The sequence below is a fragment of the Reyranella sp. CPCC 100927 genome (assembly GCF_007859315.1).
In the GTDB taxonomy this organism is placed as follows: Bacteria; Pseudomonadota; Alphaproteobacteria; order Reyranellales; family Reyranellaceae; genus Vineibacter.
The window spans coordinates 25,901-48,222 of record NZ_VOHA01000025.1 but is presented as its reverse complement, the minus strand read 5'-3'; the positions used below and the strand labels follow the sequence as shown (position 1 = coordinate 48,222).

22 protein-coding genes are annotated in these 22,322 nt (G+C 65.0%); 6 read left to right on the top strand and 16 right to left on the bottom strand.

Annotated features, from left to right (window positions below; genetic code table 11):
* Position 1: 1 nt before the first annotated feature.
* The 14 genes from FQU96_RS35845 to FQU96_RS35780 form a co-directional block, all read right to left on the bottom strand.
* Complete coding sequence (locus tag FQU96_RS35845) at positions 2 to 1,588, bottom strand: amidohydrolase family protein (protein WP_146546217.1); 1,587 nt, start codon at positions 1,586 to 1,588, stop codon at positions 2 to 4.
* A gap of 17 nt (positions 1,589 to 1,605) precedes the next feature.
* Complete coding sequence (locus FQU96_RS35840; RefSeq protein WP_146546216.1) at positions 1,606 to 2,598, bottom strand: LacI family DNA-binding transcriptional regulator; 993 nt, start codon at positions 2,596 to 2,598, stop codon at positions 1,606 to 1,608.
* Positions 2,599 to 2,626: 28 nt separating this feature from the next.
* Positions 2,627 to 3,319 (bottom strand): ABC transporter ATP-binding protein, encoded by a 693-nt coding sequence (locus tag FQU96_RS35835; protein ID WP_146546215.1) that lies wholly within the window; start codon positions 3,317 to 3,319, stop codon positions 2,627 to 2,629.
* A 2-nt stretch (positions 3,320 to 3,321) separates the two neighbouring features.
* Positions 3,322 to 4,074: an ABC transporter ATP-binding protein gene (locus tag FQU96_RS35830; RefSeq protein ID WP_146546214.1), complete on the bottom strand. Its 753-nt coding sequence runs from the start codon at positions 4,072 to 4,074 to the stop codon at positions 3,322 to 3,324.
* Positions 4,067 to 5,017, bottom strand: a complete 951-nt coding sequence (locus FQU96_RS35825) for a branched-chain amino acid ABC transporter permease (RefSeq protein ID WP_146546213.1) — start codon at positions 5,015 to 5,017, stop codon at positions 4,067 to 4,069. The genes FQU96_RS35830 and FQU96_RS35825 overlap by 8 nt, the downstream gene beginning before the upstream one ends.
* Positions 5,017 to 5,874 carry a branched-chain amino acid ABC transporter permease gene (locus FQU96_RS35820; RefSeq protein ID WP_146546212.1) on the bottom strand — a complete coding sequence of 286 codons (858 nt, stop codon included), beginning with the start codon at positions 5,872 to 5,874 and terminating at the stop codon, positions 5,017 to 5,019. The genes FQU96_RS35825 and FQU96_RS35820 overlap by 1 nt, the downstream gene beginning before the upstream one ends.
* A gap of 10 nt (positions 5,875 to 5,884) precedes the next feature.
* The gene (locus tag FQU96_RS35815) at positions 5,885 to 7,069 is read right to left on the bottom strand and encodes an ABC transporter substrate-binding protein (protein ID WP_178130970.1); all 1,185 of its coding nucleotides are present in this window, start codon (positions 7,067 to 7,069) and stop codon (positions 5,885 to 5,887) included.
* A 38-nt stretch (positions 7,070 to 7,107) separates the two neighbouring features.
* Positions 7,108 to 8,424, bottom strand: a complete 1,317-nt coding sequence (locus FQU96_RS35810) for an aspartate aminotransferase family protein (RefSeq protein ID WP_146546210.1) — start codon at positions 8,422 to 8,424, stop codon at positions 7,108 to 7,110.
* 249 nt (positions 8,425 to 8,673) lie between these two features.
* A complete protein-coding gene (locus FQU96_RS35805; protein WP_146546209.1) occupies positions 8,674 to 9,156 on the bottom strand; it encodes a GFA family protein in 483 nt (160 codons plus the stop codon).
* Positions 9,157 to 9,261: 105 nt separating this feature from the next.
* Complete coding sequence (locus FQU96_RS35800) at positions 9,262 to 9,966, bottom strand: ABC transporter ATP-binding protein (RefSeq protein ID WP_218575008.1); 705 nt, start codon at positions 9,964 to 9,966, stop codon at positions 9,262 to 9,264.
* Positions 9,953 to 10,732 (bottom strand): ABC transporter ATP-binding protein, encoded by a 780-nt coding sequence (locus FQU96_RS35795; RefSeq protein ID WP_146546207.1) that lies wholly within the window; start codon positions 10,730 to 10,732, stop codon positions 9,953 to 9,955. Before FQU96_RS35795 ends, FQU96_RS35800 begins: the two co-directional genes overlap by 14 nt.
* Complete coding sequence (locus tag FQU96_RS35790; RefSeq protein ID WP_146546206.1) at positions 10,729 to 11,727, bottom strand: branched-chain amino acid ABC transporter permease; 999 nt, start codon at positions 11,725 to 11,727, stop codon at positions 10,729 to 10,731. The genes FQU96_RS35795 and FQU96_RS35790 overlap by 4 nt, the downstream gene beginning before the upstream one ends.
* Positions 11,728 to 11,729: 2 nt before the next feature.
* Positions 11,730 to 12,599: a branched-chain amino acid ABC transporter permease gene (locus FQU96_RS35785; RefSeq protein ID WP_146546205.1), complete on the bottom strand. Its 870-nt coding sequence runs from the start codon at positions 12,597 to 12,599 to the stop codon at positions 11,730 to 11,732.
* Between the two features lie 80 nt (positions 12,600 to 12,679).
* Positions 12,680 to 13,879, bottom strand: coding sequence for an ABC transporter substrate-binding protein (locus FQU96_RS35780; RefSeq protein ID WP_146546204.1), 1,200 nt, complete (start codon positions 13,877 to 13,879; stop codon positions 12,680 to 12,682).
* A 207-nt stretch (positions 13,880 to 14,086) separates the two neighbouring features.
* Here FQU96_RS35780 and FQU96_RS35775 point away from each other — a divergent pair, with 207 nt between their 5' ends.
* From FQU96_RS35775 to FQU96_RS35760, 4 genes are all read left to right on the top strand, one after another.
* Complete coding sequence (locus FQU96_RS35775; protein WP_255468761.1) at positions 14,087 to 14,974, top strand: MBL fold metallo-hydrolase; 888 nt, start codon at positions 14,087 to 14,089, stop codon at positions 14,972 to 14,974.
* A 7-nt stretch (positions 14,975 to 14,981) separates the two neighbouring features.
* Positions 14,982 to 16,406, top strand: coding sequence for an aldehyde dehydrogenase family protein (locus FQU96_RS35770; protein WP_146546202.1), 1,425 nt, complete (start codon positions 14,982 to 14,984; stop codon positions 16,404 to 16,406).
* A gap of 30 nt (positions 16,407 to 16,436) precedes the next feature.
* Positions 16,437 to 17,843 (top strand): amidase family protein, encoded by a 1,407-nt coding sequence (locus FQU96_RS35765; RefSeq protein WP_146546201.1) that lies wholly within the window; start codon positions 16,437 to 16,439, stop codon positions 17,841 to 17,843.
* 108 nt (positions 17,844 to 17,951) lie between these two features.
* Complete coding sequence (locus tag FQU96_RS35760; protein ID WP_146546200.1) at positions 17,952 to 18,590, top strand: GntR family transcriptional regulator; 639 nt, start codon at positions 17,952 to 17,954, stop codon at positions 18,588 to 18,590.
* A gap of 90 nt (positions 18,591 to 18,680) precedes the next feature.
* Here FQU96_RS35760 and FQU96_RS35755 read toward each other — a convergent pair whose 3' ends face one another.
* Complete coding sequence (locus tag FQU96_RS35755) at positions 18,681 to 19,631, bottom strand: serine protease (protein ID WP_146546199.1); 951 nt, start codon at positions 19,629 to 19,631, stop codon at positions 18,681 to 18,683.
* 25 nt (positions 19,632 to 19,656) lie between these two features.
* On the bottom strand, positions 19,657 to 20,073 hold the full coding sequence (locus FQU96_RS35750) for a DUF350 domain-containing protein (RefSeq protein ID WP_146546198.1): 417 nt from the start codon (positions 20,071 to 20,073) through the stop codon (positions 19,657 to 19,659).
* 152 nt (positions 20,074 to 20,225) lie between these two features.
* Here FQU96_RS35750 and FQU96_RS35745 point away from each other — a divergent pair, with 152 nt between their 5' ends.
* Both FQU96_RS35745 and FQU96_RS35740 read left to right on the top strand, forming a co-directional pair.
* Positions 20,226 to 21,131: an EamA family transporter gene (locus tag FQU96_RS35745; protein WP_178130968.1), complete on the top strand. Its 906-nt coding sequence runs from the start codon at positions 20,226 to 20,228 to the stop codon at positions 21,129 to 21,131.
* A gap of 5 nt (positions 21,132 to 21,136) precedes the next feature.
* The gene (locus tag FQU96_RS35740; RefSeq protein WP_146546196.1) at positions 21,137 to 22,288 is read left to right on the top strand and encodes a CaiB/BaiF CoA-transferase family protein; all 1,152 of its coding nucleotides are present in this window, start codon (positions 21,137 to 21,139) and stop codon (positions 22,286 to 22,288) included.
* Positions 22,289 to 22,322 lie beyond the last annotated feature (34 nt).

The window sequence follows — 22,322 nt, the reverse complement described above, 5'->3', positions numbered from 1 at the left end:
TCTATTGACGGCGCAGGACCTGCCCTGCCCGTGCCGGCGTCCGCACGCCGTCGCGCACGGCGGCTTCGCCGTTGACGAAGACGTGCAGCAGGCCCGCCGGGGTAACGTTCATGTCCTGCAATGTCGAGCGATCGGCGATCGTACCGGCATCGAACACGACCAGATCGGCGTGGTATCCGGTCTTGATCTGGCCGCGGCGCTTCAACCCCATGCGCTCGGCCGGCAATGTCGTGAGCCGGCGGATGCCCTCGGCGAGCGACAGCAACTTTTCATCGCGGGCATAGTGGCCGAGGAAGCGCGCGGTCCAGCCGAAGCCGGTGGGCGTGAACCGCAGGTCGCCGAGCGGGCCGGTGGTGTTGAGGGTCATGGCGTCGGAGATAACGCCGCAGTTCGGCTCGCGCAGCATCGCCTTGATGTCGCTGTCACGCGAGATCCGACCGACCCACATGAGATTGGCCATGTTCTCGCCCTCCTCCAGCAGCAGGTCGAGGGTCGCATCGTGCGGATCCTTGCCGCGGATACGGCCGATCTCGGCGAAGTCCAGGCCGACGAGCGACGGGTTCGCCGCCGACTGCGTCAGCACCATGTCGTGCCAGCGCTTCTCGGCCACCATCTTCCACTGCGGGAACGGGTTGTGCTTGAGCCGGGGACGCAGCGCAGGATCACGCAGTCGCTTGATGATCTGTGACACGCCGCCTTCGTAAGCCCACTTCGGCAGCACGCTATAGACAAAGGTCGGGCCCCACTCGTGAGGGATGATGTCGAAGCCGACGTCGGCATCCGAGCGCCGGGTCCAGTCCACCATTTCCATGATGTGCTCGGCCGCATGGACGGGTGCGCCATATTTCGGCACCAGGTGCGACAGCTGCAGGCGAGCGCCGGCGAGACGGGCCGTGGCCAAGGCTTCGCCGACGCCCATCTCGTAATTCCAGTCACGATTGCGTACGTGGCTGGCGTAGACCGCATTGAATTCGCCGGCGACCTTCGCCACGGCCACCAGTTCATTAAGATCGGAATGGAAGCCGGGATTGTATTCCAACCCCGAGCTCACGCCGATCGCACCCTGCTCCAGCGACTCGCGCAGCAGGGTGATCATGTCGTGCAATTCCTGCTCCTGCGCGCCACGCGGCTCGGTGCCGATGACGTTCAGCCGCACATTGTTGTGGCCGACATAGGCCGCGACGTTCAGCCCCGGACGCCGCGCCTGAAGCACATCCAGGTAGTCGGCGAAGCTGCGCCAGGTGAACGCGACGTCCGGCTGGCGGCCGACCATGAACCCCTCGATCAGGCCGCGATTGCAGCAGGGGGCGCAGGAGAAGCCGCAGTTGCCGATCACCTCGGTCGTCACGCCCTGCATCAAGAGACTGAAGCCGTCCGGATCGCTGAGCAGCGTCGCATCGGAATGCGTGTGGATGTCGATGAACCCCGGCGCCACGACCAGACCGCGACAATCGATGTCCGCGCCGGTGCTGCCATCGAGCGTGCCCACCGCCTGGATCAAACCATCCTTGATGCCGATATCGACCTGCTGCGGTTCGGCGCCGGTGCCATCGTAAACCAGGCCTCGGCGCAGGATGGTATCGAACATCTGTGCAGTCTCCTCGATTATGCCGAGCCGCGCTTGATCAGCTCGCCCTTCAGCAGGCGCAGGGACGGCGACGCCATGTCGCCGTTCAGCAGCACGTCGAGCGCGTTCTCGATCATCTCGTCGACGGGCTGGCGGATCGTGGTCAACTGATAGGCGGCATTCGACGCCACGGGATGGTCGTCGAAGCCGATCACCTTCACCTCGCCGGGGATCGACTTGTTCAGCCGATAGCGCAGCGCATCGACGGCGCCTGATCCGATCTCGTCATCGGCGCAGAACAAGCCGTCGATCTGCGGGTGCTTCTCGAACAGCTTCAGCGTTGCCTCGAAGCCCCAGTCATAGGTGAATTCCTTATCGATCGCGGCGACCAGGTCGATGCCCCACTCCGCCAGCTGCGAGACGAAACCGCGCTGCCGGTCGGCGCTGGTCGAGGCTTCCTGCAGGCCGCCGATGTAGCCCAGCTTGCGGGCGCCGGCCCGCACCAGCGTGTCCGCCGCCATCCGGCCGCCGTCGGCATTGTCGCACGACACCGAGTGAACCCCACCGGCCCGCGTGCTGCGGTTGAACAGCACCACCGGCACGCCCTGCTCGGCACACATCAGGGCCGCCTTGGAGGACAGCGACGCCGTGGTGATCAGGACGCCCTTGACGCGATAGCGCAGCACGCTGGGCAGAACATCATCGACCGATTGCGGCGGCGCGGCGTTGAACAGCAGCACCTGCAGCCGCATGGCCTGCAACACATGGGTGATGCGGTTCAAGACGATCGGATACCAGGGATTGGTGATGCTCGACAGTACGATGGCGATGATGTCGGACTGGCCGCTGCTGAGCCCGCGCGCCAGGGGATGCGGTTCGTAGTTCAGCTCGGCGACGGCTTTCAGTATCCGCTCGCGGACGTCGCTCGCGACATAGCCGCGCCCCGATATCCAGCGCGAGACCGCCGCCTGTGAGACACCGGCGACACGCGCCACATCCCGCTGCGTCGGCGCCTTGTGCTTGTTGGTCATCGATCGCCCGGCTTGCAGCGTTGCGCCATCAGTGGACGACCAGATGCTTCTCGACACGCCCCGGATCGGCCAGCGCCGCCGCCTGCGTCAACGAATCGACGGCAACGCCGTCTTCCAGGATAACGACCCGGTCGGCAACGTCGAGGGCCATGCGCAAGTTCTGCTCGACCAGGATCACCGTCAGGCGCTCCCGCTTCAGGGCCGAGAGCACGTCGGCGACGGCATTCACCATGATGGGCGCCAGGCCCTGTGACGGTTCGTCCAGCAGCAGCAGCCTGGGTCCCATCGCCAGGCCACGTGCCATGACCATGAGCTGCTGCTGACCACCCGACAGCTCGCCGCCTTTCTTGCTGCGGAACTCGCGGATGATCGGGAACATCTCGAGCAGCCGCTCCAGCGTGTAGGGTGAACCCTTGCGGTAGCCGAGCTGGATGTTCTCCTCGACGCTCAACAGCGAGAACGCATCGCGGGTTTCGGGCACCAGCGTTACCCCGATTCGCGCCACCTTGTGCGCCGGCAGCCCGGAGATCACGCGGCCGTCAAACCGCACGGCGCCGCGCGCCACGCGGTTCAGCCCCATGATGGCGCGCAGAGTCGTGGTCTTGCCGGCACCGTTGCGGCCCAGCAAAGCCAGGATCTCGCCCTGCGCCACGTCGAAAGAGACGCCGTGCAGCGCCTGGCTCTGGCCGTAGAAGGTGTCGATGGCGTCGATGCTGAGCATGGTCACAGCCCGAAGTAGGCGCTGCGCACGGCCGCGTCGGCGGCGACGTGCTGCGGCGAGCCCGAAGCGATGACCTTGCCGCGGTTCATCACCGTGACGTCATCGGAGATGTCCATCACCACGTTCATCTTGTGCTCGATCATAACGATCGTGAACTTGCCCTTGATCGACAGGATGAATTGCTTGACCCGCTCGCTCTCGCGCTGCGAGAGGCCCGATGTCGGCTCGTCGAGCAAAAGGACCTGGGGTGCCGTCGCCAGGGTGACGGCGATCTCCAGCAGCCGTTGATCGCCGTACGATACGTCGGCTGCCTTGCGGTCGCTGAACGGCTGCAACCCGAATTCCGCCAGTACCTGCCGGGACTTTTCCGCCGTCGTCCGGTACGCGCGAATATCGCGCCACAGGCCGACCGTGCCGCCCCGCTCCGCCCGGTAGGCCGCCAGCCAGACGTTCTCGAAGAACGTTCGCTCCCGCAGCACGCTGGTGATCTGATATGAGCGTCCCACGCCGCGGCGGGAAATCTGGTCCGGACGCAGCCGTGTCACGCGCTCGCCACGCAGCAGGATCTCGCCGCCATCGACCGGATAGTCCTTGGTCAGCAGATTGAACAGCGTCGTCTTGCCGGCGCCGTTGGGTCCCAGGATAGTGTGGAGCCTGCCCTCCGCAAATTTCAGCGACACGCCGTCAACGACGGTGTTCTTGCCGAAGCGCTTGGTCAGGTCGACGGCTTCGAGCAGCACGGCCGGCTCAGCCATGGCTTGCCTCCCGGACCCGGCGCAGGCGTGCGAGCCGTTCGAACAGTTCGATCAGGCCACCGCGCAGCGTGAAGACGACAAAGATGATGAACAGGCCGAACAGCAGCGCCCATTGCGCCCACAGCAAGCTGAAGAGCCCTTGCAGCCACACGAAGACCGCAGCCCCCATGATCGGGCCGAACATCGACGACGTGCCGCCGATGACCACCATGAAGACGACGTTGCCCGACATCACCCAGCTGATCGCATCGATGGGTACGAAGCGATAGAGCAGCACGTAAAGCGCGCCAGCCAGCCCGGCGAAAGCGCCAGCAATCATGAAGGCGGTCAACTGGGCCGCCGGCACCGAATATCCCAGCGAAGTGGTGCGGCGGGGATTCTCCTTCGCCGCTTCCAGGACCAGCCCCAGCGGGCTGTTCTTGATCTGCCGCAGCACGATGTAGCTGGCGACGAACAGCACGGCGCAGACGGCGTAGAACGTGCCCCGGTCATCGAGGTTGAAACCCGCGATCGCCGGGCGTTTGATGCCGGCCATGCCGTCCTCGCCGCCGGTAACGCCACTCCATACCAGCACGACGTAGAACGCCATCTGGTTGAACGCGAACGTCAGCATCATGAAGTAGAAGCCGGTGCGCCGGATGATCAGGGCACCGATGATGCCGGCCAGCGCCGCGCCGCCGGCGATCGCGATCAGCATGCTGGGAACCAGGCCCAGCCCGCCGGCCGTCAGGCTGTAGCCGGCCAGGTAGGCGCCGGCACCGAAGAACATCGCCTGTCCAAACGAGTACAGGCCCGCGACACCGATCACCAGGTTGGTCGCCATCGCGAAGATCGCAATCACGATGATCTCGTTGGCGATGCTGATTGGCATCACCAGCGGCGCCGCGACGGCGACCAGGACGACCGCAGCCAGCGCCAGGAGGTTCTTGTTGATCGATGCCACTAGCGTTCCCCGAACAGGCCCTTGGAACCGACCAGCAGGACGGCCGTCATGATGACGTAGATCAGCAGCGTGCTCGCCGCCGGCGCCACCAGCGTCGCCAGGCTCTGGGCGACGCCGATCAGGATCCCGGCGACGACGGCGCCATAGAGCGAGCCCAGTCCGCCCAGCACCAGCACGACGAAGGCGATCGCCATCATGTCGTTGCCGGAGGTGGCGTTGGCGCCCAGCAGCGGCAGGGCGATGCCGCCGGCCAGCCCGGCCATGCCAGCGCCCAGCGCGAAGCCCAGCGTGAGCAACATGCCGATGTCGATGCCCAGGCACTGCACCATCTCGCGCCGCTCGATGCCGGCCCGGATCCTGGAGCCGATCTTGGTCTTTTCGATCAGCAGCCAAACGGCGACGATCGCCAGCGCCCCGACCAGCGCGCAGAACATGAGATAGCGCGGCAGGAACATGAAGCCGAGGTTGGCAGCGCCGCTCAGCAGCGCCGGCGGCACCAGGCTGACGCCCGTGGTGCCGTAGATCAGCACCAGCGACTGCTCGATCACCAGCGCCGTGCCGAACAGGAACAGCACCTGCAGCAGGTAGGAGCTGCCGGCCAGGTTGGCGATACCCAACCGTTCGATGAGCAGGCCCACGATCGCCGACGCAGCGAACGCACCCAGCAGCGCAACGGCAAACGGCGCGCCGATGGTGCTCAACGTATAGCAGACGTAGGCACCCACCGCGAACAATGCGCCATGCGCGAAGTTGGGAACGTTGAGCAGCCCCTTGATGATGGAAAGGCCCAACGCCATCACGGCGTACAGCATGCCGATGGCCAGGCCATTGACGATCTGGGCGGCGACCAGGGTCATGCCGATGACCTTACGCGCGCGTGCACTGGTTGAGCGCGGCGGGTTGCAGCTTGCTGCCCTGGAACACCAGGTCGGCAATGTCGGCACCCTCCTTCAGCGCTGCCGGCTGCTTGCAGACGCACACGTAATACGGCCGGTTGGTCTGGTGCGTCTTGGCATCGATCGAGGTCGGACCGTGCACGCTGTCGAACTGCATGCCTTCCATCGTTTTGGCGACGGCAGTTGGATCGACGCTGTTGGCTTTCTCCATCGCCATGAAGATCGTGCGGAACGCGTCGTAGGCGTAGGCCATGGCGTAGGTGGGCAGCGACTGGTAGCGCTTGGTCACCGCCGCCACGAAGGCCTTGTTCACCGGATTGTCGATCGAGGAGTGATAGTTGAGACCCAGGATCAGGCCGGCGCGCATCTCCGGCGTCAATTCCTTCAGCTCATCCAGCTCGGCAGCCCACGGTGCAGCGATCACCGCATCCTTCAGGCCGTAGCTGCTGAGCTGGCGCACGGCGGCCAGGAAGTCGCTGCCCGCCGTCAGCAGCAGGATCACATCCGGCTTCACGGCCAGTGCCTTGTTGAAATACTGAGTGTATTGGCGCTCGCCCAGCGGATGCATGTCGTTGCCGACCAGCTCGAAACCCAGCTCCGGCGCCGCCGCCTTGGTGTACTTCAGCAGCGAATGGCCGAAGGCATAGTCGACCGTCAGCGTGTAGACCCGCTTGGCGTTGGGGAAGGCCTTGCGGACATACTCCAGCGTGGCACTGCAGCCCGTGTACGGTGACGCCGACCACTGGAACGTATAGGGATTGCAGCGCGCGCCGGTGAACTCGTCCGAACCGCCACCGGCGTACTGCACGATCTTCTCGCGCGCCGCGATCTCCGACTCGGCAAGGCCGACAGCGCTCGAGGCATTGCCGGTGAAGAACTTGACCTGGCTGGTCTCGACCAGTTCCGTAAGACGGCGGACGCCGATCGCCGGCTTGCCCTCATCATCGCGACGCAGCAGGTTGATCTTGCGACCGAGGATCTTGTGGCCGCGTTCCTCCAGCGCCAGGGTCGCACCCTTGAACACAACCTCGCCGTACATCGCGAAGTTGCCGCTGTTCTGCGACAGCAGCGCGATGTTGAGATCGCCGCCGGCGCCCTGTGCCCAACTCAACGCCGGTGTGGCACAGCCCGTCGCCACCAGCGTTTGCAGGAACATGCGGCGTGAGAATCCGTGAGATGTCATGGTCATGCCTTTCAGTGAGCGATGGATGGTGCAGCACTGGCGATGCGCGCCGTGAACCGGCGAAGGCCGGCCGCCAGGCGCCGCAGGAGGTCATCCAGGTCCGCCTCGGTGATCGTGAGCGGCGGCGCGAGGATGGCGGCGCAGTCACGCGGCGCCACCCCGCCCGGATAGACGATGAGGCCTTCGGTAAAACAGTCGGCCACAAACGGCACATTGGCACCGGCGATTGCCGTGCCGTCGGGTTGGCCGAGGTCGAAGCCCCACAACAGGCCGCGGCCGCGGATCCTGTGCAGTACGGCGTGGACCTTCTGCAGGTCGTGCAAGCCCGCCTCGAGCTGCAGTGCCCGCCGCTGGACATTGGCCAAGACGTTGTTGTCGCGGATGTAGCGCAGCACCGCCAGCGACGTCGCGGCGCTCAGCGGATTGCCGCTGAACGTATGGCCGAACGGCGCCATGCCGGAGCCCTGGCGCATCGCCGTCACGATCCGGTCGTGAAACAGCACGGCGCCCATCGGCGTGTAGCCCGAGGTCATGCCCTTGCCGACCGCGATCATGTCGGGCACGGCAGCGTCATGCTCACTGGCGAACCAGGTTCCGGTACGCCCGATGCCGGTGATCACTTCGTCGGTGATCAGCAGAATGTCGTGTCGATCACAGAGGTCGCGCAGCAGGCGCAGGTGGCCGATCGGCGGCACCAGCACGCCACCCGACGCGCCGATGATGGGCTCGACGATCAGCGCCGCGATCGTGTCGGCGCCGGCCTGCGCGATCACCGCCTCCCAGGCATCGTCGCTCTCGACGCTGTTGGGACGCGCCAGCGTGGTCCACGCCTCCGACACAGGGCCCACCGCCAGCGGATGCAGCAGGTCGCCATAGTCCTTGCGCCGTGCCGGATGTCCCGACATCGACAGCGCGCCCATGGTCATGCCGTGATAGCTGATCTGGCGGCCGAGGATCCGCGTCTTGCCGGGCCTGCCGACCTCGCGCCAGTACTGGATCGCGGCGCGCATCGCGAGCTCAGTGGCCTCCGAGCCGCTGCTGACAAAGAACGCGTGGCCGATGCCCGCCGGCGCCAGGGACGTCAGCTCCGTCGCCAGCTGTTCAGCCGCGTCGGTCGTGAACTGCGTGCGATAGGTGAAGCAGACGTCATCCGCCTGGCGCCGCATGGCGTCCAGCACATCGGGAACCCCATGCCCGATCGAGACCGTCATGGCACCGCCGGCGCCATCGATGTAGTCACGGCCGTCGGCCCCGAAGATGCGGACCCCGGCGGCCCGCGTTGCTGTCGCTGGCCCCGAATCGAAGCGCTGCTTCAAAAGAGCTGACATATCAATCGACTAGCGTCGGGGACTAACGGCGATAAGGATCTTTGCCGCACCTGACTTCGTTTCCATCTTATTTTGATCCTGATATGAATGCGCATTCCTATTTATTTCAAAAAATAGACACTAAAACAACAAAATTCAGCATCAAGACGAATATATGTTCGTTATTAATGACTTATCTGCCGCTCATATATGAGTTCGCATTCTTATCCACGCCGACGTCATGCCGAAGCGACCATCTCAGATAGGCCTTCAGAACATTGGTTCGGGCATGCGCTTCCTGCGTTTGGGGCGCTCCCAGACCACGCCCGGAAAGCCCTTGAGCGGCACCAGCGGCTGGCCGGTATAGGTCCAGTCACGCAACTCCTGGATGCCGATATGATAGAGCGGCTCGCGGCCCGTGCGGTTCTGAAACAGGGCCCGCGGGACGTTCACCATGTGCGGCGAGCGCGCCCGCTCGTAGAACAGCGGTGTGCCGCACTGGCTGCAGAAACCGCGCGTCGCGCCGCTCGCTCTGTCCTCGTAGCGCGTGACCTCTTCTTCCCCGGCCGTGATCCGGAAGCGTTTGCGCCAGCTGCCGACGTAGGTGGCGTAGGCAGCCCCGTGCGCCAGCCGGCTGGCCTGCGTGTGATCATGCCACGCCCAGCGCGCGGGAAAATCGATCTCGATCGTCACGGCCCCGCACCCGCATTGCCCCGCGACGGGCTCCGGCGTGGCCAGCGTCTTCTTTTTCATCGACAGCAGCGTCCCGGCGAACAAGAAACGGAATTGACGAGCAATCGTCCCGCCCGCAGCTCCCTACACTAACGCAACGAACGATCGTGTCGATGGCCCGGTCCGTCACGTGCCGAGATAGGCGCCGGTGACGCGTGGATCCTGCAGCAGTTCGCCCGTGGTACTGGCGACGACGGTCCGGCCAAGTTCCAGGATCACCGCGCGCGACGCCAGGTGCAGGGCCCAGTGGGCGTTCTGCTCGGCCAGGATGACGGCGAGGTTTTCCTGCTGGCGGATGTCTTCCAGGATATCGCCGATCCGCTCGACAATGATCGGCGCCAGCCCGAGGGACGGTTCGTCCAGCAGAAACAGCTTGGGCCGCGACATCAGGGCACGGCCGATTGCCAGCATCTGCTGCTCGCCGCCGCTGAGGCTGCTGGCCCGCTGTCGCGCGCGCTCGCGCAGCCGCGGAAAGTAGCCGTAGATCTGCTCCATCCGCTCGGCTGTTTCAGCCACGGGGCGCGTGTGTGCGCCGACCCGCAGATTCTCCGCCACGCTCAGTTGCGGAAAGACCCGCCGGCCTTCGGGCGAAAAGCCGATGCCGCGGCGCACGATCTGCGACGCCTTGAGACCGCGGAGGTCGGCGCCCAAGAAAGTGATGGTGCCGCCGGCGACCGGCACCAGGCCGAGGATCGCCTTGAGCGTGCTGCTCTTGCCGGCCCCGTTGCTGCCGACCAGGGCCAGGATCTCGCCCGGCTCGATGGCCAGGGAAATGCCCTGGGTACCCTGGATGTGGCCGTAGCGCACATGGAGATCATCAACGGTGAGCAGCGGCATGGCCCCGTCCGAGATAGGCTTCAATCACCGCCGGATTGGCAAGGACGTCCAGGGGTTTGCCGATGGCAAGCTCGTGTCCCTGGTGAATGACCAGCACACGATCGCACAGCCCCTTGATGAAGCGCATGTTGTGATCGATCACCACCACGGTGATCCCGCTGTCGCGAACCCGCAGGATGGTTTCGCGGACCTGGTCCGCCTCTTCCGCGCTCAGGCCGGCCACCGGTTCGTCCAGCATGATGAGACGCGGCCGCGACGCCAGCGCGATGACCAGCCCCAGCGTCTTCTGGTAACCGTAGGGCAGGTTGCCGGCCGTCAGATGCGCGACATCGGTCAGACCGAGCCACTCAAGCAGCTCGTCGATGCGTTGTTCCGTTTCGCGGCGCATGCGCCGCGCCCGCGCCGTGCCGAAGAAAGTGTGCAGCGCGCCGGGATAGACGCTGAGGAACGCGCCCCGCAGCGCATTTTCGTACACCGTGCGGTCGGTGAAGACCGTCGTCGACTGGAACGTGCGCACCAGTCCGGACCGAACCAACCGGTGCGGCGATTGCCCGGTGATGACCTGCCCGGCGAACATGACCGTTCCGGCGGTCGGCCGGATGACGCCGCTCATCAGGTTGACGGCCGTCGTCTTGCCGGCGCCGTTCGGACCGATGATGCCGAGGATCTCCTGTTGTGTGACCGTGAAACTCAGGTCGCGAACAGCCGTCAGGCCGCCGAACTGGCGTGTGAGGTTCGATACCTCCAGGAAGGCCGTCATGGGCCAACCTTTCTCTTGCCCCGCAGCGCATCCGCGCGCCGTTGCGCGATTTCGACCAGCCCGCCCGGGAAGAACGCGATGACAACGATGATGATGATGCCGAAGATGACGCGCTGAAGCTCGACGTAGTCGCGCAGCAGCTCCGGCGTGATCATGAAGAACGCGGTCCCGATGATGGGGCCGACCAGGGCGTACATGCCGCCGATGACGTTGACGACGACGAGATTGAGCGACTGGACCATCGAGAACGAGGTCGGATCGATATAGCGGATGAAGTGCCCTTGCAGTGCGCCCGCGATTCCGACGATCCCGCACGAGAGGGCGAAGATGCACACTTTCACGCGCAACACCGGCACGCCGGAGCATTCGGCGAGGTTCTCCCCTTCACGGATCGCATCGATGGACCGCCCGATCTCGGATGACAGCAGCCGCGCGATGAAGCCGATCAGGACGATCGCAAAGCCCAACGCAAAATAATAATAGGCTTGCGGATCGAGAAGCCGTGGATGCGGCGGCGGCACTCCGGGAATGCCGTTGGCGCCGCCGGTGAGGGTCGTCCATTCGACGAACACCATCCGCACGATTTCACCGAACAGGAAGGTGACCAGCACGAAATATTTACCGGCCAGGCGTAACACCAGGGGGCCGATCAGCAGGGCCAGGATCGCCGGCGCCACGAAGGCCGCGACCAGGCCCGCAGCAAAAGGCAGCTGGAGTTTCATTGTCACCAAAACGGAGGCGTACGCGCCGATACCCATGAAGGCGGCATGCCCCATGGACACGTGCCCGGTCCTGATCAGCAGGTGCAGGGACGCCGCGGCAATGGCGGTGATGAACGCCGTCGTGCCGATGCTGAGCACGAAGCTGCCGACAGGCAGCAGCGGCAGGATCACGAGGGCCAGGATGCCGGCGATCGCAATGCGCGCCGGCCATCCTGTCGCCAGCGCGCGGCCGTCGCGGGGAGCGGCCAGACCGCTCACGGTGGTCGTATTCATGCTCACTTCTCCGGCGTTCCCAGCAGCCCCCAGGGCCGGAAAACGAGCAGCAGGATCACCGCGCCAAAGGACACGAAGACGGAGACCGAACTGCCGTAGAACGTCGACAGAAAGCTCTCGCCGAGCCCCAGCAGCAGGCCACCCAGGGCAACGCCCGGAATGCTGCCCATGCCGCCCAGGATCACGACGATGAAGGCCATCATGAGTGGCCTCTCGCCCATGAACGGCGATAGTGCGTAGGTCTGTCCATAGAAGCCGCCGGCAAGCGCTGCCATGAAGATCGCGATGAAGAACGAGAGCTGGTAGGTCACCCGTGTGTCGATGCCCTGCGCCTCGGCCGTCTCGACATCCTGCGCTGCCGCCCGCATCGCGAGACCGGCTCGCGTGAAGTGGGTGAACAGATAGAATGCCGCCAGCGCGATGGCTGCGACCGCGACGATGACCAGCTTGTCGGCCGGCACGATGATGCCGCCCAATTGCAGGATGTCACTGACCGCGGGCTTGATCGACCTCTCGTGAGAATCCCAGATGATCAAGGCCGTGGACGCGATGGCCATGTCGAGGCCCAGAAGCGCGATCATGCTCTGGAACATCTTCTGATAGAAGCGCCGGTAGACGAACCGCTCCAGGACGAGCGCCGCTGCCGCCACGAACAGGGCGGCCACCGGCGCGGCCACGAGGTAAGGCACGTCGTAGATGGAATAGAGATAGTACAGCGCGTAGCCGCCGAGCATGGCGAAGGCCCCATGCGCGAAGTTCACCACGCGCATGATGCCGAACAGCAAGGTGAATCCGAGTGCGACGAGGATGTAGATCGCGGCGAGACCGACGCCATTCACAACGATCTGCACAAGGACTATGGGTGAGAGCATGGTCTTTCCGGTAACACACGTGAGATCAACATGACGGCGGTGCCCGAGGCACCGCCGTCCTCATCGCCTTAAGGCGCGATTTACGGGCTTGAGACCACGTCCCTGACGACGCCCTTGCCCTGCTTCACTTCCTTGATGATGAAGGCGTGGAACAGCTGGTGGTCGTTGCCGTACTCCTGCTTGCCGGTCCAGATCACCCTGCCGAAGATCGGCGCATTGTAGCCGCCCAGCTTCTCGAGCTCGTCGCGTACCTTGGTGGTGTCCAAGGAGTCGGCGCGGCGGATCGCTTCCAGCAGGATGTGCGCCGCGTTGTAGTAGATCGGCGACGTCCCGTTGAAGACCCCGCTGTACTTCTTGTTGTACGCCTTCAACAGCGTGCTCACGGCCGGCAGGCTGTTGTCGATCACGTCGTACTTCAGGAAGCCTTCGGCAAGCGGCCCGGCAACCTCGATGATCTCGTCCACGCCCGAGCCACCCGACTGCAGGATGGGTCCCTTGAACCCGACCTGGCGCGCCTGCTTCAGGAGCAGTCCGGCTTCTCCCGGCGCATTGCTGTTGAGTTCGAACAGGTCGACGTTCTGCGCCAGCATGCGCACCAGCAGCGGCGTGAATTCCTTCGAGCCGCGCTCGTAGTAGTCCACCCAGACCTCGTAGCCTTGCTTCTTGTAGGCCTCGACGAGGATCGGGACCGCCGCCTGCCCCGTCGCATCATTGGGGGCGATCATGCCGATCTTCTTGACGGTCGGCATCTTGGCCTTGACCCACTTCACGATCGGTTCCGCGAACTCCCGATTGCTGTTGCTGATGCGGAAGACATACGCCGCATTCCACTCGTTCTTGAGAATGGCGGGCGCGTAGCCTTCGACGAACTGCAACACCTTGGCGGGCTGCGTGACGGGCAACGAGCCGAGTGCGCCGGGCGAGCCGACCGGGCCGAAGATGAAGCCCGCCTTCTCCTGGGTCACCAGCCGGTCGGCGACCACTTTCGCCTGCGCCGCGTTGTACTGGTCGTCGAAGACCACCAGCTTCAGCTTGTAGGTCTTGCCGCCGATCTTGAGCCCGCCTGCCTCGTTGGCCTCGTCAAGGGCGAGTTGTACGCCGCGCTGAAGGCCCAAGCCCCACGCCGTGCCGCCGCCCGACAAGGCAGCGATCGCGCCGATCTTCAACTCTTCCTGCGCCACAGCGGGAGCCGTGGCCAGCGCCAGCCCCGCGCCGGTTAGCGACACCGCCAGCAGGGATCGCATCGCCCTGAAGCCGAAATTCCCAAACCGAAGATCCATCGCGTGCCCTCCTTCGCGATCTTTGACATATATTTTACCTGAAACTATCGATGTGCAATATCACATGTCAATTAGCATTTTTCGGATTTAATTCTAATTTTGACAATAGACAGGTAAAATATATTATATAAAATTACAATCAATCACGGACACTGATACTGGCGGTGCGCACTGTTGCGGCCACCACAGAGGAGAACTGTCTTGAATGTGCTGAAGCTCGGGGATGTCGAAATCCACAGGGTGGTTGAGATCGACCGGCTACCCGTGACCCTCGATCTGCTGTTCACGAACGCGACGCCGGAGATCGTCGCTGCCAACCGCGACTGGCTGGGCGATGGCCTCGTCGAGCCCGACGGCGACCGGCTGTTCGTCAGCCATCACAGCTTCGTCGTGCGTACACCGGCGCTCAACATCCTCGTCGACACCTGCATCGGCAATCACAAGCCGCGCGCCTCGATGCCCGCCTGGCACATGCTCGACCAGCCCTATCTCGAGCGGCTGTCGGCCATCGGGCTTCAACCGGAAGACATTGACGTGGTCATGTGCACCCACCTCCATGCCGACCACGTCGGATGGAACACGCGCCTGGTGAATGGCCAATGGGTGCCGACGTTCCCCAACGCCCGCTACATCATCTCGCGCGCGGAACTGGCGCACTTCGAAGGGCTGCACCGCGCCAACCCGACGCTTCCCGTCGCGCGCGGCGCCTACCAGGACAGCGTCCTGCCGGTCATCGAGCGTGGATTGGTCGAACTGGTGGACCCGGATAAAGCCCTCGAGGGCGAACTCGCCCGCCATGTCTCCTTGGAAAATGCCGCCGGCCACACGCCAGGCAGCATGAACGTGCATGTCCGCGCCAGCGGCGCTCACGCCTGCCTGTGCGGTGACATCCTGCATCACGCCATCCAATGCGCGGAGCCGGGCCTGGCGAGCACCGGCGACTTCGATCTCGAGCGGGCCTACGCGAGCCGGCTGGGCCTGCTGCAACGCTGCGCCGATACCAACATCGACGTCTTGGCGGCGCATTTCCCCAGCCCCACCGTCGGCCGCGTCGTGAGCCACGGATCGGCGTTTCGTTTCGTGTTCGGGGCGTGAGGACGGCATGTCGACAAGTGGAAACTTCATCGATGGTACCTGGGTCGAGACCGCCAGGACGTTCGCCGTGCACGACAAGTTCACGGGTGACGTCATCCGCGAGGTGGGGCTTGCCGACGCCGCGCTGACCCGCGAGGCCGTCGGTGCCGCAGCAGCCGCTTTTGCCCGCGAGTCACTTACGCCCTACCGCCGCTATGAGATCCTCTCCCGGGCGGCCCACCTGATGGAACAACGGCGCGACGCGGTGGTCGCCACCATGCGCGCCGAAACCGGTTTTACCCTCAGCGACTGCCGCAACGAGTTCACCCGCTCGCTGCAAACATTCGCTCTGTCGGCCGAGGAGGCCAAGCGCATCGTCGGCGAACTGGTCCCCATCCAGGGAGCACCCCAACAGCGTGATGAGCGCCTTGCCTTCACCATCCGCATGCCGTTGGGCGTCGTGTGCGCCATCACGCCGTTCAATGCGCCGCTGAACACGGTATTGCACAAGATCGGGCCAGCACTGGCGGCCGGCAACACCGTCGTACTCAAGCCTTCCGCCTACACGCCGCTCACTGCCATCGCAGTCTGCGAGGTACTGGCCGAGGCCGGTCTGCCCGCCGGTTTCCTCAATCTGATTCAGGGCGGCGGCGACGACGTCGGCCAGCAGCTCCTGGAAGACCAGCGTATCGAGTACTACACCTTCACCGGCTCCACGCGGGTCGGTCGCATCATCCAGCAGCATGCCGGGCTGCGCCGCACGCAACTCGAACTGGGCAGCATCTCTTCGACCATCGTTTGCCATGATGCAACTTTGGCACCCGCGGCGGACAAGTGCGTGGCGGCCTCGTTCCGCAAGGCCGGCCAGGTCTGCACCTCCATCCAGCGCATCCTCGTGCATGCGAGCGCCCTGGACGCGTTTGCCGACCTGCTGGCCGCACGGACCCGCGCCCTGAAGGTCGGCGATCCGCGTGATCCCGACACCGTCGTTGGCCCCATGATCCACGAAAAGGAAGCCATCCGCGCCGAGACCTGGATCAAGACAGCGGTTGCCGACGGCGCCCAGGTGGTGGTCGGCGGCCAGCGCGACGGCGCCGTGCTTCAGCCGACGATCCTGCGCAATGTGCGGCCCGAAATGCGCGTCGTCTGCGAGGAGATCTTCGCGCCGGTCATTTCGCTGATTCCCTTCACCGACGACGAAGAGGCGTATGCGCTTGCCAACGCCACGCCGTTCGGGCTGTCGGTCGGCCTCTTCACCAACGACGTGACGCGGGCCCTCATGTCGATCCGCCGCTTGCGCATGGGTAGTGTCCACATCAACGACACATCCAGCAGCCGGGTCGATCTGATGCCCTATGGTGGCGTCAAGGCGAGCGGCTTCGGCCATGAGGGTCCGCGTTACGCTATCCGCGACATGACCGAAGAGCGGCTGGTCACGCTCAACCCGATCTGAAAACCGCTGAACCATGCCGAGATATCATCCATGCCCAACCTGACCTTTGCCGAACTGCAATCGCTGGACACGACGGCGATGCTGGCGGCCTACCGCTCGGGCACGTTGTCGCCGGTCGATGTGACGAACGCGGCGCTGGCGGCGGTGGAAACGATCAATCCGAAGATCAACGCGATATTCCATGTCGACCGCGACGGCGCCCTGGCCAACGCGAAGGCGTCGGAGGCGCGCTGGCGTCAGCAGGATCCGCGCGGCCGGCTCGACGGCGTGCCGACCGTGATCAAGGATGGTCTGCAGTGGCGTGGCGTTCCCGGCTACCGCGGGTCGATCGCGCTCAAGGGCCACGCCAAGGCACCGGACACCGACAGTCCGTGCGTTGCCCGCCTGCGCGAGAACGGCGCCGTGCTGCTTGGCAAAACCATCATGTGCGACTTCGGCATGCTGAGCTCAGGCTATAGCTCCATGTTCGGGCCGGTGCGCAACCCATGGGACCTGTCGCGCACCAGCGGCGGCTCCAGCGCCGGCACCGGCGCCGCATTGGCGGCCGGTATCGTGCCGGTTGCCCCGGGCACCGACATCCTGGGTTCGGTTCGCGTACCGGCCTCGTTTTGCGGCCTGACCGGGCTGAAGCCGAGCTTTGGCCGCGTGCCGCATTTCCCCCAGACAAGCCCTGCGGCCGTCAGTGGGCCGATGGCGCGCAACGTCGCCGACATGGCGCGGCTGATGAGCGTGATGGCGGCACCGGACGACCGGGACTTCTCGGCCCTCGCCCATCAGCCGATCGACTACGAACAGGCGCTCGAGCGGTCGTTCAAGGGACGCCGCGTGGGGTTCCTCTCGACGATGGGGTTCGGCACCGCGCCCGACGAAGAGACCGTCACGATCGTCAAGCGGTCCCTTGCGGTCTTGTCGGCGATCGGCTGTGAGATCGAGGAGGTCCTGTCACCCTTCAAGCCCGGCGATGAGCGTGTGGCCGAGGATTTCTATCGCCTGAGGCCGCTCAACGAGCTCGAGTCACTGCCGCCAGAGAGTCGCGATGCTGCCGACATCATCACCCAATGGGCCGATCCCGCGCGCCGCTACACGGCGCTCGACCATTTCCGCCATTATCTGGGTACCTTGCAGTTGCGCGCCCGGGCGCTCGCCATGATCGGTACTTTCGATTTTCTCATACTGCCCACCACGCCCGTACCGGCATTCGCCGCCGAGCAACCCGCACCCGACCCGAACGCGCTCTTCGCCCCGTTCTGCAATACGTTTCTGTTCAACCTCACGGAACAGCCGGCCCTCACCTTGCCCTGCGGCCTCACTGCCGGTGGCCTGCCGGTGGGACTGCAGTTGGTGGGGCGCCGCTTCGATGATCTCGGCGTGATCCAGCTCGCCTACGCCATCGAGCAGGCGCAGGACCGGCGCGTCGCGTGGCCGACGCTGGCATGAAACTCCTCCCCTGCAGCAGATCATGCTATGGAGGCATCAATGGAGGCGGCGTGCTTGGTTCACCGTGGGAGCGATAGTCACCCCGATCCGCAGATGGCGTGAGTCTTGATGTCGTTCGCATCAAAACAGGACCGGGTCGCGGAAATCATCCGAGAGAAAATCATCGTCGGAACCTATACGCGCGGCCAGAGATTGAAGCAGGCCGATCTCGCCGAGGAGATCGGGGTGTCCATCACCCCGATCCGCGAAGCGCTGCTGATCCTGGAGGCGGAAGGCTACATCCGGCGGCTGTCGCACAAGGGCGTCCTGGTCCCGGAGCTCGTCCCCAGCCAAGCGCGCGAGACCTACGAGTTGCGCGTGATGCTCGAGCGCGAACTGACGTCGATTGCCTTGTCCAAGATGACGTCGGGCAAGCTGAAGGAATTGCGGGATCTACAGAAGAACTTCGTACGGCTCATCGGCACGGATTATTTCCCGACGATCCGGGCGGCCAACTACCGGTTCCACTTCAAACTCTACGAGATGGCCGAACGGCCGCAGACCCTTCATTTCGTCCGCGTTCTGTGGGCGCGCTACCCCTTCACCGCCATGGATGGCGGCCGGCCCGAGCGGCATGACGAAATCAGCGCCGAGCATGAACTCTTCCTGCAAAGGGCAGAGGAAGACGATCACGCCGGCGCCGTCGATGCCATGGTCGAGCACATCAAGGCCGGCTGGCGCCAATACGCCGAACGGCAGAACACCTAGGCTACATCGCTCAGGGTCCGTGCCCGCGGCACTGTTTTTTATTGTATTCTCAAAGAGAACATAACAGAGTCGACTGGCATTCGTGTGGAGCTAGCGTCGCCGCGGTCGCGTGTTGCCTTGCCATGAGCAATAGACGTGCGTCACGGTGCCGGCGGCGCGCAGCGAATCGCCGGTGGCCTGAAACGACGTCGGGTTGAACGTCGCGACGCCAGCGCCCGGCTGGGAGTCGATGCCGCCGCGGACCAGAAGGTCGCGGATACGCTCGACCGGCGCCGTCGTGACACGGCCCCGCCGTGACGACTCCAAGATCGTGACGCCCACCACGCGGCCGCTGCTATCGAAGGCAGGACCACCACTCAGCCCACCCAGCGAGCCCTCGAAATCGGGCGCGCGCGACACCTCGACCCAGACCTGCCCGGGCTCGGGCGGCATGCCGCGTTCGGGCCGCTCGATGCGGGCGCGACCGATGTAGCGCGTATGGACCTGCGCCGGGCGCGACTGCGGGTAGCCGACATGATAGGCATCGGTGCCCAATCGGGGCGCGCCGGCGGCGGCGAACGTGATGGTTGGCCCGGTGTTGACGGCACGAATCAGCGCGATGTCGGCGCTGGGGTGAATGCGCACGGCGGTGGCGGCCCGCCAGTCGCGGCCCCGCAGCACGTAGACGGCCTTGCAGTCGTCGACAACATGCGCGGCGGTGAGCCAGACACCGGTGCTATCGAGCGCGAAGGCGGTACCCAATCCGTCGGCGGACCGTGGCCCATCCGAGTTGACCGTCAGCACGAAATCCTGGCCGCGCAGCGGCGGCTGCGGTGCCGCGGTTGGTGGGGCCGAGGGCGGCTGTGGCGATGGCGTGGAGGGCCCCGGCCCGGACGGCGACGGCGGTGTCCCCGGTCCCGGCCGCGCCCACTCCGGTGGCAGCGGCTTGGTGACCTCCGGCGGTAGCGGCCGGCGGCCCTGTTCGCGGGTACTGTTGGGGATGACGGCATAGATGGCCGCCAGGACGCCGACGATCGCCAGCCAAATCAGGAAGGCGCGCATGGTTGCGAGGCCCCGGATATCCGTTTCAGCCAGCGATGGCGGCGGCGTTGATCGCGGCAACCCCCAGCTTGGTCGAACCCAGCGCGACGGCAGCAGCCATGTCGCCGCTCTCGATCCGCCGCGACAGATCCTTGAAGACGAAGTTCATGATGAAAAACGTCGCCAGTTGCACGACCAGCGCCACGACGCCCCAGATCACGATATCGGCGACATTGACGCTGCGCGCCATGCAGATCGCCAGCGGCAGAGCCAGCCCCACCACGGCAGCACCGAAGGACGAGGCTGCTGCGACGTTGCCCTCACGGATCAGCCGGGCCTCATGATGCGGGGTGAACCAGATGTAGATCAACACCCCCAGAACCAGGATCGCGAGGGCCGTGCCCACGTGCAACAGGAAGACCGGCAGCGCATTGATGGCGCTGGCGAAAATCACTTCGAACATGGACACCCCTCACCTGACGCACGCCGCAAGGCTCCCTTGCGCCCAGCAGCATGACACTGCCGTTTCGCCTCGTTACAGTCCAGCCCTGCCGGCACGGCGGTCATACCTCGCCCTGGGCGCGGACCGACAGGTGCAAGTCCTGGGGGCTTTTCGTGGAATTGTGGATTCCGATCACGGTGGTCGCGGCATTTCTCCAATGCACGCGCACTGCCCTGCAACAAAAATTGAAAGCACTGCTCACGACCAATGGCGCCAATTTCGTGCGCTATTTCTACGGGGCGCCGGTATCGATCCTGATGCTGGTCCTGCTGGTGACAGTGGGCGGCCGGTCGCTGCCCGACTGGGATTGGACATTCGTCGCCTGGTCGGCGCTGGGCGGCGTCGCCCAGATCATCGCCACGTCGCTGCTGATCTACGCCTTCGAGCTGCGCAATTTCGCAGTCGGCACCGCTTATTCCAAGAGCGAGACAGTGCAGCTGGCGCTGGTTTCGGTGCTGATCCTGGGCGAGCCGTTGGGCGCCTGGGCCTGGCTCGGCATCCTCGTCAGCCTGTTCGGTGTGATCGTGCTGTCAGTGAAGGGCGATACCCGCAGCCTGCGCGAGATCGCCCTGGGCTGGACGCACAAGGCGGCGCTGGTCGGCATCGGCGCCGGCAGCCTGTTCGGCGTGGCTGCCCTGTCGATCCGGCAAGGGGCGCTGCACCTGCCCAGCGGCGACTTCATGATCCGCGCCATCTTCACATTGGCGGTGATGAACACGCTGCAGACCGTGATCATGGGCGCCTGGCTGCTGGTGCGCGAGCCGCAGCAGATCGTCAAGGTGGCCACCACCTGGCGCTCGTCGTCCGTGGTAGGCGTCCTGAGCGTGCTGGGTTCCGCCTGCTGGGCGATGGGTTTCGCCTTGCAGAGCACCGCCTACATCCGCGCGCTGGGGCAGATCGAACTGGTATTCACCTTCATCGCCAGCCGTTACATGCTGCACGAACGACCGACCGTGGGCGAGTTGATCGGCAGCGTGCTCGTGGTCGGCGGCGTGGTTCTTGTCTTGCTGGGACGGTAGTACTCATGACGGATGCACTTGCCGGGATTCGGGTCGTCGATTTCACCACCACCATCGCGGGCCCCCATTGCACGCGGATGATGGCCGATCTCGGCGCCGACGTGATCAAGATCGAGTCGCCCGAGGGCGACCTCATGCGCAGCCGGCCGCCGCTGCGCAACGGCGCCAGCGCGCTCTTTGCCCACCTCAATGCCGGCAAGAAGAGCGTCGTGCTTGACCTCAAGAAGCCGGCCGCCAGCGATGCTGCCCGTCGTTTGGCCGCCACGGCCGACATCGTAGTGGAAAACTACCGCCCCGGCGTGACGCGTCGGCTGGGCATCGACTATGGGACACTTAAGGCCCTGAAGCCGGACCTCATCTACTGCGCCATCTCAGGCTATGGCCAGGACGGTCCGGGCGCGGACCGGCCAGCCTATGCACCGGTGGTGCACGCGGCGACCGGCTACGATCTCGCCCACCTCACCTACCAGCAGGACAAACGGGAGAAGCCGGATTTCAACGGCATCTTCGTCGCCGATTTCATGGCCGGCGCCTACGCCTTCGGCGGCATCATGGCGGCACTGGCCCAAAAGCGTGCCACCGGCGTGGGCCAGATGGTCGACCTCGCGATGTACGACGCCATGCTGGGCCTGCTGATGTCGGAGTTCCAGCGCGCGCAGTTTCCCATCGAGCTGCCGTCGCGACCGATGTACGGCCCGGTCAAGGCCAAGGGCGGTTACATCATCATTGCCACCGCCAGCGAGCGCACGTTCGGCGACCTCGCCCGTGCCGCCGGCCACCCCGAATGGCTCGAGGATCCACGCTTTGCGAAATACTCTGACCGTCGCGAGAACTGGGGCCAGTTCATGGACCTCTTCGAGGGATGGTCGGGCACGGTGCCCATCAACGAGCTGATTTCGATCCTGGAGAAGCACAGCGTACCCTGCTCGCCGTACCGCACCGTGAAGGAGGCGCTGGAGGATCCTCAGGCCAAACACCGCGGCATTATGGAAATGGTACGCGACAAAGGCGGCCTGTGCGGCGTGCCTAACCCGCCGTTCCGGTTGTCGGCGTCGGATACCCGCGCACGCGATTTCACGGCGGCGCTGGGCGAACATACGCAGGCCGTGCTGCGGGCCGTCGGCCTGAGCGATGCGGAGATTGCAGCGGTGGGTTGACGCGCACTGGCGCGCCAAACGTGGCACAGTCCAG